Annotated in this window: 12 protein-coding genes; all 12 read right to left on the bottom strand. The window is 28.1% G+C overall.

Translation table 11 applies throughout. From position 1 onward, the window contains the following. Positions 1 to 83: 83 nt before the first annotated feature. The gene (locus LNQ49_RS20040; protein ID WP_229990785.1) at positions 84 to 530 is read right to left on the bottom strand and encodes a hypothetical protein; all 447 of its coding nucleotides are present in this window, start codon (positions 528 to 530) and stop codon (positions 84 to 86) included. A 202-nt stretch (positions 531 to 732) separates the two neighbouring features. Beyond that, complete coding sequence (tssD, locus tag LNQ49_RS20035; RefSeq protein WP_229986988.1) at positions 733 to 1,128, bottom strand: type VI secretion system tube protein TssD; 396 nt, start codon at positions 1,126 to 1,128, stop codon at positions 733 to 735. 210 nt (positions 1,129 to 1,338) lie between these two features. After that, positions 1,339 to 2,115 carry a DUF5457 domain-containing protein gene (locus LNQ49_RS20030; RefSeq protein ID WP_229990784.1) on the bottom strand — a complete coding sequence of 259 codons (777 nt, stop codon included), beginning with the start codon at positions 2,113 to 2,115 and terminating at the stop codon, positions 1,339 to 1,341. Positions 2,116 to 2,124: 9 nt separating this feature from the next. Further along, the gene (gene tssR, locus LNQ49_RS20025; protein ID WP_229990783.1) at positions 2,125 to 4,449 is read right to left on the bottom strand and encodes a type VI secretion system protein TssR domain-containing protein; all 2,325 of its coding nucleotides are present in this window, start codon (positions 4,447 to 4,449) and stop codon (positions 2,125 to 2,127) included. 3 nt (positions 4,450 to 4,452) lie between these two features. After that, positions 4,453 to 5,391, bottom strand: a complete 939-nt coding sequence (locus tag LNQ49_RS20020) for a PKD domain-containing protein (RefSeq protein WP_229990782.1) — start codon at positions 5,389 to 5,391, stop codon at positions 4,453 to 4,455. Then, the gene (gene tssO / locus LNQ49_RS20015; protein WP_229990781.1) at positions 5,381 to 5,851 is read right to left on the bottom strand and encodes a type VI secretion system TssO; all 471 of its coding nucleotides are present in this window, start codon (positions 5,849 to 5,851) and stop codon (positions 5,381 to 5,383) included. Before tssO ends, LNQ49_RS20020 begins: the two co-directional genes overlap by 11 nt. 9 nt (positions 5,852 to 5,860) lie before the next feature. After that, positions 5,861 to 6,352 carry a hypothetical protein gene (locus LNQ49_RS20010; RefSeq protein ID WP_229990780.1) on the bottom strand — a complete coding sequence of 164 codons (492 nt, stop codon included), beginning with the start codon at positions 6,350 to 6,352 and terminating at the stop codon, positions 5,861 to 5,863. Positions 6,353 to 6,362: 10 nt separating this feature from the next. Continuing rightward, the gene (locus LNQ49_RS20005) at positions 6,363 to 7,499 is read right to left on the bottom strand and encodes a hypothetical protein (protein WP_229990779.1); all 1,137 of its coding nucleotides are present in this window, start codon (positions 7,497 to 7,499) and stop codon (positions 6,363 to 6,365) included. An 89-nt stretch (positions 7,500 to 7,588) separates the two neighbouring features. Next, a complete protein-coding gene (locus tag LNQ49_RS20000) occupies positions 7,589 to 8,473 on the bottom strand; it encodes a TssN family type VI secretion system protein (RefSeq protein WP_255680879.1) in 885 nt (294 codons plus the stop codon). 32 nt (positions 8,474 to 8,505) lie between these two features. Then, positions 8,506 to 9,411, bottom strand: coding sequence for a hypothetical protein (locus LNQ49_RS19995; protein WP_229990777.1), 906 nt, complete (start codon positions 9,409 to 9,411; stop codon positions 8,506 to 8,508). 121 nt (positions 9,412 to 9,532) lie between these two features. Continuing rightward, positions 9,533 to 10,231: a hypothetical protein gene (locus LNQ49_RS19990; protein WP_229990776.1), complete on the bottom strand. Its 699-nt coding sequence runs from the start codon at positions 10,229 to 10,231 to the stop codon at positions 9,533 to 9,535. After that, positions 10,231 to 11,766: a type VI secretion system tube protein TssD gene (tssD, locus tag LNQ49_RS19985; RefSeq protein ID WP_229990775.1), complete on the bottom strand. Its 1,536-nt coding sequence runs from the start codon at positions 11,764 to 11,766 to the stop codon at positions 10,231 to 10,233. Before tssD (LNQ49_RS19985) ends, LNQ49_RS19990 begins: the two co-directional genes overlap by 1 nt. Between the last annotated feature and the right edge of the window lie 55 nt (positions 11,767 to 11,821).

Raw genomic sequence — 11,821 nt, 5'->3', positions numbered from 1 at the left:
TCTTTTTACTGTCAATTCTGAAATTTATTTCTGGTAGTATCTCTAACATCAAGGTTGGTTTTATTTGATTAGTAGGTAATATTTTAAAGGTTCGGTTTATCCAGATTTATTCTCTGTCCAAAATCTTGTAGAGAAAAAATAAATAGAATTATTCCAAACCAAAAAGTAATATTCGGGAATGTTTTAAGATATAAAACTGATGAATAATTAAGGCTATTCATTATTAAAAACTGTCCTATATGTTCAAATAGAAAAGAGGCAAATAGTACAATAACTCCTATGGAGATATTTATATTATTAATTTTCTCTTTTTGATAAAAAAAGAAAACACCAGTTAGTGTTATTCCTATTTTAAAAGCGCAAAAATATTCAGCCAAGAAGCTTTTATTTATAGCCCCTATATTCATTAATATAGTAGATGAATAAATATAATAACATACAAATAAGGATAGAGCTAAAAGCACAGGCAACATTTCTTTTAAGAAAAAATTATTATCTAAATTTTTATATAAAAAACCTTGTTGTTGCATCACTTTATTATTTACTACCAGTTATCATATCATTTTCTATTCCTTAAAATATTAAGTTAAATCAGCTACTACTTTATAATAGCACTATGAATTTTAAGAAAAAAAGATTTGACTATCTCTTTAATAACCGCATCCTTAAATATTTGAAGTATTATAAAAACAAGAAGCGGTGTTGTACCGCTTCTTGCCAAATAGGTAAAAATTAAATTTTAGCCCAATTGTTATCTAATGTTGCATTACCTAATGTAATTTTCTCAGCTGAGAAAGTGATTTCAGTTACCATTGGAGTTTCTGCCAAAGCATCTAATTGCTCACTGAAGAATACAATAAAAGCATTTTCAAAAGAAAGTTCTTTCATTACTTGCTCAGAATCAGCTTTAAAATACTTCACTTTTCCACTTACTGGTTTGTGCTGGCTGTTTACTGCCTGCTCAATAACTGTAGTGTTGTCTGTAGATTTAACTCTTACGTTTAATCTACCTCCTTTAATCTCAGATGAAACAGCTCCTTTACCATCAGTATGTCTTAACATATCTACTTTTGAAAATAATACTTGGTACTCGTTTCCTTCGAATTCTAAAATTGCTTTAAATGCCATAATAAAAATAATTAAGTTGTTAAAAAATGTTTTTTAGAATCCTCTTTATATTGTTTGACTAGTATAAACAAAAAAAGAGGTATTCTAACTGATTTTAGAATACCTCGTTCTTGTACTGACGTACTTTTTTTGATTTGCTTCTTGTAGGAAGATGAGGGAGATTCGCAATCAATTCTATACGAATATACAACTATAAATTAAACAAACAAGCTAATTAACACTATTTTTCATAAAGAAAAGCAAAATAAATCCCATAAGGACTATTGCAATATGTAAGAAGATAGCATTTACTTGGGGTTGCAGAGAATTTATCTGATTGTTTATAGTTAAAGTTGCTGTCGTATGAATTTCATTTATTTTATTTACTTGCTTCTGTAAAGAATCAATCGTTCTATTTAAATACAAAATATTTTGATGCTGATTGGAAAACAGTCGTTTAACTTCTTTATCTGATAATGCTTCCTTTTTTCTAATAACTCCAGTTTTAGGTTCAGTAAGTTTCACCTCACTTAGATCTTCCATTTTGTCATTTTTAATTTCAAAGCTATTATTTAATTTATTCACCAAAAAGAAGATAAAAACGATATAAGAAAGCAAAAAAGTAGGCAAAATATACTGAGCAAATATCTCTAGTACTTTTGGCTTTGCAGCATTATGTATATTATTTATGGTGCTGTAATTAGTAAAAAAAATAGGCTCTTGTTTTTTATCTTTATTCAATCTTTCGGTTTTATATTTTTCTTCTAAATCTATAAGTTCAAAGCGGTCTAAACTATAAAGCCCTAAATTTTCATTTAGCTTTTTATGATGAACCATCCAGTTCAGTACTTCCTCCATTTGATATTCGGAAATGCTTGAATCTTTCAACTTCCATAAAATTTCATTTTTAGTGAGCTCACATGGTTTTCCTTTACTTTCAAAATAAAACATTTCTAAAATTATTTCATGTAAAGGCTTGGCTATTTCTATTGTTTTAATAATCTCCATAATCTCTATTTATAATAAAAGTTTTTTGGGTATGTAATAATATTTAGTTTGAGATTCATCATCAAAAACTTCAAAAGCATTGTTGCGCAACATTTTTTCTAAAACTTCAAGCTTCGCATTTAAAGCTGTAAAAAGCAATCTAAATTCCTCTGGCTTTTTCTTAAACTTTCTAATCTCTCTAATTTTTATTTCATGTAACTGCGCACTATTAACAAATACTCTTGTCTTGAAATAAAACAAATCAGCTAAAGAGTTTCGAGCTTTTATTTTTTCTGTCTTTTTAATGTTCTTAGTATACAGTTTACATTTGTCTTTAAAATTAAAGACCTCAACTTTGTCAATATTTTCGTTTGTATACTCTTTACTAATTAACTCTCTATAGTTTTCAATAAGCTGCTTTATTTCAATTTCTGAAAGCAAAATATGAACCTTGTCTTCTAAATTACTATTAAGAGTATCTTTTGCATTTATTACAAATGTTTCATCTTTATAGTTTTTTGTTATGTTAGTATCTACACCATCTTTTTGAGTAGAATTCTCAATCAAATTATTGATTTTTTGACTTGGCTGGCTTCTCAGAAAACTAAATTCATTCTTATATTGTGTCAATGATTTTAATAAAGCATTATTTGTTTTTATAGTTTTACTAATAACACTATCAATCGCTTTATTTATAGTCTCTGGAGTAAGTTCCCCATTTAATTTAGGGAATATAATACCTCCGTTGAAATTACTTTTTAGGGGAGCATTGTAAACATAATCATTGTCATTTTCTCCATTATAAGTAAACTCATCATTTTTTGTTACTAGTTTTGGATCAACATAATAGTTTTGAATATTTCTTTTATTAGCATTACTAGCCTCATTTAAATACATTTTACTTTGCAGAATAAAATCTTGATTATCAGCAGTATTTTCATTTCCAAAAAGAACGAATAATAATTTAGCATTATTCTTAGCCAAAATATTGAAACTGTCTGGCAAAGCAGAATTTATAGAATTGTCTAATCCTGCCAAAATAAAAAAGTTATTCTCGAAGTTAACATCTGAGCTCAAGAACTGACTGATTCCATTATCGTTGTTAGGCAAAATATTCTCTCTCGTAATTTCATCTGGTGTTTTGATACTTTTTTCAATTAAATCAAACCACTTTGAGAAAGATGGTGATTTTATCAAATAATAACTTTTAGACTTTCCCTTAGCGATGAACGAATAGGTGAAATTATAATTTGCATACAACTCATTACTTGTAGTAAGCTTTAGATTTTGTAATGCAGAAAGTGTTTTCTTCAAATGCTGTTTTGTAGAACTATTGTTCTCAAAGACATAATAAAAGTTAATGTTCTTACTTTGAGCAGCAATTTGTTCAATTGTTTTTATAGTGATATCATCACCTTTTAAATTTGTAATTTTATTTTTATCGTGATTCCAAATATTTATTGGCAACAAAATCTTACTTGAATTATCAAACTTAATTGGTTTACTTGACTGATTTTCATTTATAAACAAAGTATTTTTATATAGTTCGTTTGCCTGAAAAGTAACTTTCCCTGATGATAATTCTAGTTTATCAGTTGCACCTAATTTTAGAACCATATTATCTTCTATAGGATTCAAATATTGCGTAGGTACCCAGCCACATTTAAGATTGATAGTATCCTTTGTTGTAAGATCATCAAAATTAGATACAAAAGCCGATTTAGCATTTTTATCTATTTTGTATACATATACAAAATCATTTAGCTTAATATTTTTTTTAGCTACTGTTTCTAAATTCGGTTCATTTTTTAATAAAAGAACACTTTTTTTGACATTATTATCACTAGAAAGTAAATTGTCTAATGTATTACAAGCAACAAAATATTTCACATATTTTAGATTGGCTTGATTTTGCATTGCTCTACTATATTCTATTACATTGTCTTTCTTAATCCAACCTAAATATTGTACTTCTTTGGCATTAGAAAAATGATTCTTTTTGCTTCTTAAAACTGACAAAGTCCCTTTTGGCTTACCAATCATCTTTTTATCAGCGAATACAACTTCGTAATAATTTTTATCTTCATTGATAACATACATTGGAAACAAAATCTTGGCTTTATTCTTTACTTTAGAGCTATACGGTTCCTCATAAATATTATTATCATTTCTATCAGAAAAGACTAATTTAAGCTCTGTTTTTTCACTTTCCTTTTGTGCCTCATTATCATACGTGTTAACTGTCTTTTCTGTTTTCTTGAGAACACTTGTTCTATTTTTTACTTGCGAAAAAATAGTATTGGAAATCAATAAGCACATCAAAAAAGTATATCTAAGTAAAATGCTAATTTTCATATATTACTTTGTTTTTTTAGTTTTTTGTGTAATATTTATTTGCTTAAAGCATTTAATTGTATCTAATTTTACTTCTTGAATTATCGTAGCATTTCCATCCAAATAATGAAGTCCTTGGCAGTAACTTAAGAAATCATTGTATTTTTCTTCGTTAATCACCACTACAACATTTGACAAATCATTACTACATATATACTTATTCTTTATGTAATTAACCTGATCTTTATACGTTCTGGTATCTCTTGCACTTAGATTAGCAATAATTTGCAGTCGTTTTTTTATATCGTTTAATACAATACTTGAAGAGTCTACAACTTCTGGTTCTTTAAATGGTTCATACAATTGAAAAATTTCTATTTCTCTTGTAATTGGATATCTAGTTTTATCCGTTTCTAATTTTACGGTATAGATACCTGGTTTATTAAAAACATAAATAGCTTGTTTTTCATAAGAATCAATAGTACCTGTTTCACCAAATTCCCAATACCAGTTATTAGAGCTTGGAGAATATCCAGTAAATACAATCTCTTCTCCTACATAGCCAAACTCCTCGCAGAATATTTTTGGAATAGAATCTTTTGCTGTCAGCGCTCTCCCGTTGACAATATTAATTTGCTTTGAAAAATCAAATTTATTATCAATCCTTAGCGTAATTAAATACTTACCTGCTTTTTCATAGGTATATTCTACATTCTTCTTACTCACAATTGAATCTCCATTACCAAAATACCAAACCGCTTTTTTGTCAGATATTAAGGTACTATCATTGATTTTAAATGATAATTTCTCATTTTGTTCATATTGATGATTATCATTAGCATCTACTATTGAAAAATCAAGATTGCTTAACTTTTTATTAAAAGGAAATAGTAATGCCACTATAATTAAAATTACCGCAATGCTAAGCAAAAGGATAACTACTGTTTTATTTTTAACGTTCATTTTTAAAATTTGCTTTACATTCGTTAAGACTTCTTTGTATAAGGGTATCGTTTTTTTTGACGGTACTTTCTTCAAGATTTATTTCTAAAAAAACGTTCAATAAATTTCCGCCAATTAAGCAAAAATTGTATGACGAATGAAACTCATTATCTTTATACAATTGCTTGTATTCTGATATATTTCTTTTTACTTCATCAATTCGTTGCACTTGATTAATATCGTACTTTATAGTATCAATTGTCTTGAAAATTACTTTCGATTTATTAGCATAATCACCTTTAATCTTCTGCATTTTTTCATAATCATTTATTCTATTGAGCATATCAGTATTATTAAAATTGGGCGTTTTTAATAAAAACTTTGTAACACCGATATATATAACACAAGCACTGATGATAAATATTAAATTGAATTTTATTTTTTTCCAATATGTTTCATCCAATTCTATTGCCTTTTTCATAATTATGGATTATTTTTTTTTATTTTCCTGATTGTGTTTATCAATACACTTTTCTAGCTGAACTTTATTTATATTGTAACCTGTCTCAACTTCTTTTAATACATCAATTTTAGTCTGTATCCGTTGAAGTTCAACCAAAAACTCTTCGTATAGTCCAAAAGAATTTGTCAAATTCGTTTTAGATTTTTGAATTTCATTATTGATTGCAAATCTCTTTTCATTAATTAGAGATTGAAGATTTTTGCGTTCATTTAGTGTCCTGTCTTTAAACCTTAAATCATTAATTTCAATTAATATTTCGTCCAAAAGCAAATTCATCTCGCCTTGTTTCACTGCAATATCATTGTAGTATTTGTTTTTTTGCTCCAATTCAGCAACACCTTTATTCGCAGTTATTAATGTTACATACAAGCAACCAAAAATAAAAGCGAATGTTATGAAAAACGTAATGTAAAACTTGCGTTTTTCTGTATTTATTTTAGTGTAATTAAGTGGTTTCATCGTTCTATTTTTAATCTAGTATTGACCATGTATTACTTCTTTGCGGTAATGTCTTGGTTTCTTCACTAATTACAATATTTTCTTTTCTAACCCCAATGTATTCTAACTCACTTAATTTTTGCCATAAGCGTTTTAAAACACCTAGAAACTGATTCAGTTTTTCTAGCGTTTGTGTAATATCATTGTGGTCATAAACCGCACTTTTTGCTTCAAACAATACACTTAACAACTCTGATGGTTTAACATCAATCCATTCATAATAATACTGTAATAAAACCTCTTTCTCTTTGTCATCCATTAGAGTTAATGTAGAAAGAAGATGATTTGCTAAAACAATTATTTTATCAAACATATGTACTGGAGATTCATCAGAAGCCATATTCTTAAGATAAAAGCAGTGCTCTGCATAATAATCAATTATCTTAGTACATAAACTAAAGGTGTTAGACACCAACCTATTATTGGTTGAACTCTGTACATTTTTTTTATGAATTTTTATTGAAAAGTCATTCAACAGATATAATTCATTATTAACTTTTGACAGAAATTGTTTTAGAATTTCATTGTTTTTTGTCTTTACAACTGGAGCTATATATTTATCATCCTCAATGAATGTCCCATTTTGAAATGCAATTTTTTTGACAATTAAAAAATAGCCTTCTAAAAAATTATCATTTACTTCTTTTTTATTGATAATATGTAATTTTATCTCTGGAAGTGCATGTGGGTGATGCAGCGGAATTATCTCTGGATCTGGAACGCCAACAGGAATTAAATCGTAAGGATTTATAGAAACAATAACATAATAATGTTCAAAAGAGTTTCTATCTAAATCATTTGCATTAATACTAACTTCAGGAAGTTTTGTACCGTAAATATCTTGATTGAAAGAGATTAAATGCCCGTTTTTGGCTATCAATTCACATTTTTTCAAATAGGCAACCAGTTGGCCTCCTTCAATTTTTATGTCAATGTCTATCGATTTTCCTCCAGCTGTTTGGATACAGCCATAATTAAAATCATTTAACTGAACTTTATTATAATCACTAACAATTGTTATAAAATTGAAATAATTATTAATAAAATGGTCTTTGGTCAGTTTTACTCCATCAGTCCAATTAATTGGTAAGTGTATGTTTGATTTCATAATTGCTTAAATTGTTTTATTCGAGTATTAGTTAGTTCGTTTTTCTATTTTAAAATTGATCTGAGATTAAAAAAAATGCTTTGTCTCAGTTATTCCTCTATTTCATTTTCATGTCTATTTAAAGCCACTCTTTTTGCGAAAATGATTTGTTTGTTTTTTAATTTACTCTCCGAAATAGTCTGGTGTGGACTCAGATTTCTAATAAACAATGGGAAACTGAAATATTTTGCTGTATAAAAGATCCAACCTGTATCTTCGTTCTCAGCACTTGATTCTATAGCATCATTTGGAAATCTATAATTCTGATCTTCAATAAATTTATCAAACCAATTACCTAGATTAACATCTTGTGCAATTTTTACATCAAACTTTGAAAAGAAATCAGAATTGACTTTTTTCTTTATATTTATAGATACCTGCATCAAACGGAACTTATCGATATTATCCCAATACTCAATATCTTTACGCTCTTTCCCAACTCTCCAATATTCATAAAATGCGTCTGGAATCTGTAAATATTTTTTCTTTGATTCTTCAAAAAATATTGGTGCAAATAGCCATAGAATATTAAGCATGCTTATATGCGCATAACTTGATATGGCGATATAATTAAATACCAAATAATATATCCAAGAAGATAGAATTGCTACAATTAAGAACATGAATAATTTTGCTGGTGCACTATTTTGAACTCCTATATTTTGAAACATAGCAGTGTCCATAAAATATAATAATCCAACTCCAAGAATTAAGTAGTAAAAAACGGAGAACAGCAAGCCCAACCAAATAAACTCATTATTAAAAAAAGCAAATAAACAAGGCAAAGCTGCTATAAGTGAAAAGCACAAAACAAATATTATCGCTGATTTTGTTTTAATTTTTATACTTGAAAATTGACTCATTATTAGAGTTATAATCAATATCAAAAGCGGTGCTAATAGGTATTTTAAAAAAAATGGTAGTATTGTATTCATATGAAGGTTTTCTCTTTATTATTGTTTAAAAATTATAAAATGGTATTAATGCCTAAATAGTTTTCGTTTAACTTTATTCCCAATTGATAGTTATTAAAAAATACGATATCAATTTTCCTGTTACTAATAATAAAATACTCTAATACTTTGCGAGTCAGTGTCATCTTGCGTTCTAAAATCGAATAATCGATATTTCCTTCAAAATACAAAGCAACTTCAACATCATCTACCTCACTTTCAACAGATCCACAAAGACCTAAATTATATCCTAAAATGCCATCACTAAGCTTTAAAAAGGGAGATACTGTAAAGACATGTTTTTTGTATTTTAACTTTACCACATTCCCCAGCAGCATTTCTAAAGCTTTTTCTAGCTCAGGAAGATTTTCTTTTAACTTTTCCGACTCACATAAATAAATGAATAAGTTCTTTTTTTGATTGTTAGACAATTTAAATTCTATAGCCACTAATTCATCGACTATCTTTAAAAACAAATCTATTTTATCATTAAATAAGTGGAGACTTCTTATAGTCGAATCTGTATGGGCAGAAAAGATTTCATTGTCAAAAGGCATAAAAAAATCTAAAGCTTCATTTTCTACTTCTTTATTTTCTTTTACTGCCTCTACAATCTCTTTATTAGACATTGTTGGGTTACTAACTGACAATGGATGAAAAAGCAACTCTGGCAAATTATGATAAATGCTATTTTTCGCCAGATGTAAAACAAGTGCTTCTTTAGTAAGTCTTGCCCCTTCTTGGTACAACATTGAAGAAATGTCAATAGCATCCCTAGAGTTATTCCTTTTTGAAAGCCCTCTATGTCTAACAAAAACTTCTGCTTCATCCTCCAGAAGGTTTTGCAATTCATAGTACAGAACTTCTCCTCTTAAATTAAAATTAACCTGTTGTTTTAAAACAGCAATATCTTGTTCCATAACTTATTTCTTTACCTTCTTATACCCAATCAAGACTATTTTCTTAATGTATTATCCAATCTTTATGATTTGTTATTTTAATATGTTCGAGCAATCAGAGGCAATTTTATTAATCTACCAATTACTCCATCGTTATGTAGATATACTCGAGCGATTCGGGTAATTTTTTTATTAATTCACCACTCACTCCATCAACACAATATGATAACTTACCATTATTCTTTCCTTTTAAATATCTGTCTTCATGGTTATTCCCTTTATTAGTAAGAGGCCAAACAATCCATAAAGGTTTTACCCCAGGGTGATTATATGGGTTACTACCATCTACTCGATATAAATAAAAATTTTTTATATTCAATCTCTTTAATTTTTTTTCACCGATTTGTTTTTTGCATATTTCTATTGCTTCCTCCCAACAAATACTAAATCCTTTCTCATAGTCAACTGTCTTTGTAATATTTCCATTATCATCAAAAAAATATTCTTTGAATAAATTAACATTAGTATTATAGGCATATACATATTTAACGTGTTCTAATTTACCTTCTATTGTATAAAACAACCATTTCTCTATTTCTTTCTGCTTATAGTATTTTATATTAAAAGCACCCGATTCTAATACAGTATAGAAATTATTAAGCTCTTTTGTATCCGACAAAATAATTCTTCTTTTTTGGGTACTATCAAAATTTAAAAACATTTCATCTTGATGTATTGTAAATATAGAATCCGGATAACATTCTTTTTTTTGCGAGTAAGCCTTTATCATCGCTATAAAAAAGAGAGAAAAAACTACAATTATTAAAATTTTCTTCTTCATTATCGTGTAAATTGAGAATTAGCTTTTATCCAGTCTTGTACTATTTGCCATTGCCAATAATAAGTAACTTCTTTTGAGTTATTATAATCCATATAATCATTCGTTTTAGAAAACTTAAACTGATGTTTGGATTCCTTTTCAAATGTATGGTGCAAACCAACGGCATGTAGTAATTCATGAATTATATTTTCCTCTTTGATGGTATCACCTGAATCTAATACACCATAAGCAGTACCTGTACCTGTAGGAGAGAACCCACCAATTAAACTAAATGCTTCTCCACTTAATGATTTAGTTACTTCAGAAGGTTTTATACAACGCATGTTTATAAAATACATCGTAAGTGCCGTTTCTGAAGATTTATTTTCTCTTTGTGTATAAGCTACAAAAGTTGATTTTCGGAGATCGTTTATATAATAATACTTTTCAACTTGATTAAATACTATAACTTCTGTAGTTTTCTCCATTTCATCTTTCAAAAGAGTCAAATCTGCAATATTAGTTTCACTATTTTCTATTTTTATATCGATTAATAACGGATTGAATGATTTTTTGAAAAACTTATTTAATTTTTCAACAGTTATTATTTTACTTAATTTCTTTTTATCCATACCATTCCCCATAACTTCTACAAATCTCCAATCTAAGGCAAGGGTTTTAGATTCTGGATAAAAAAAGTTTATGGCACCTACCGTTTCTCCATCACCGTCAATTTTTAATTGCAATGTTTCAGGATTGCTATTATTACAAGTTATTTTAACTTCTTTCGCATCTTTTAAGTTAACTGGTTCAAAAGTAAAATCACTTGTTTTTTGAAATGTTATTTCTTTAAATTCTTTGTAATTTTCTTTTTTTAAAGTGTCTAATTTTAGTGTTATAGTTTGCCCTTTTCGTATACTTACCCAAACAGGAAAGTATTTTTCGTTATCTATCATAAAGGGGTTATACTCGTTTTCAAGTTTTATAATATCGCTTATGCATATCTTTTTAAAGTCTTTATCAAACTTATCAAAACCAAAAACACCATTTAGAACTTCTTTCTTATCTGCATAGAAGGTCAAAACCAATTGTTTTTTCTTCTCTTTTTCTTTAATTGGCTGGTAAGGTGCTTGCTCACTTGGGGAAATCTGAGAGACTTGCCAATGCTTTACCAAGTTGGAACCATAATCCTGAATGGCAGGTGAAATAGTCAAAATTGTTTGCATATTTTCTGAGCTAAAAGCATAAAATGTTTCCGAAAAATAAGTTAAATAAGCATCTCTAAACTTGTATTTTCGAACAGGGAAATCCTCATCCCCTTTGCTATAAAAATGAATTTCTCCCGCCTCCATTCTCTCAGTCTCTTTTTTTACCTCTTTTGTCATATTATGCAAAAAAGTCGCATCATTTTCTTGTGTTACAAAACCCAAAGTAAGCACTCCTCCCTCTACATCACTTGTAGGCGATCCATTAACACTCGTATGACGATAATAATTCGTATCTACCCAGAGTAATTCTCGTTCTTCTCCTAAAATGAATAATTTGGCTGATCTCATGGTTTTTATCTTAATCCTTTACAAAATGATTGATTTTCCTATTTCCAATATCGCT

The sequence above is a fragment of the Flavobacterium pisciphilum genome, from assembly GCF_020905345.1.
Lineage (GTDB): Bacteria > Bacteroidota > Bacteroidia > Flavobacteriales > Flavobacteriaceae > Flavobacterium > Flavobacterium pisciphilum.
This window is presented reverse-complemented; position numbering and strand designations above follow the sequence as displayed.

Coding starts and splice junctions, on each gene's coding strand:
- LNQ49_RS20040 (WP_229990785.1), bottom strand. CDS start 530: ATGCAACAACAAGGTTTTTTATATAAAAATTTAGATAATAATTTTTTC.
- tssD (WP_229986988.1), bottom strand. CDS start 1,128: ATGGCATTTAAAGCAATTTTAGAATTCGAAGGAAACGAGTACCAAGTA.
- LNQ49_RS20030 (WP_229990784.1), bottom strand. CDS start 2,115: ATGGAGATTATTAAAACAATAGAAATAGCCAAGCCTTTACATGAAATA.
- tssR (WP_229990783.1), bottom strand. CDS start 4,449: ATGAAAATTAGCATTTTACTTAGATATACTTTTTTGATGTGCTTATTG.
- LNQ49_RS20020 (WP_229990782.1), bottom strand. CDS start 5,391: ATGAACGTTAAAAATAAAACAGTAGTTATCCTTTTGCTTAGCATTGCG.
- tssO (WP_229990781.1), bottom strand. CDS start 5,851: ATGAAAAAGGCAATAGAATTGGATGAAACATATTGGAAAAAAATAAAA.
- LNQ49_RS20010 (WP_229990780.1), bottom strand. CDS start 6,352: ATGAAACCACTTAATTACACTAAAATAAATACAGAAAAACGCAAGTTT.
- LNQ49_RS20005 (WP_229990779.1), bottom strand. CDS start 7,499: ATGAAATCAAACATACACTTACCAATTAATTGGACTGATGGAGTAAAA.
- LNQ49_RS20000 (WP_255680879.1), bottom strand. CDS start 8,473: ATGAATACAATACTACCATTTTTTTTAAAATACCTATTAGCACCGCTT.
- LNQ49_RS19995 (WP_229990777.1), bottom strand. CDS start 9,411: ATGGAACAAGATATTGCTGTTTTAAAACAACAGGTTAATTTTAATTTA.
- LNQ49_RS19990 (WP_229990776.1), bottom strand. CDS start 10,231: ATGAAGAAGAAAATTTTAATAATTGTAGTTTTTTCTCTCTTTTTTATA.
- tssD (WP_229990775.1), bottom strand. CDS start 11,766: ATGAGATCAGCCAAATTATTCATTTTAGGAGAAGAACGAGAATTACTC.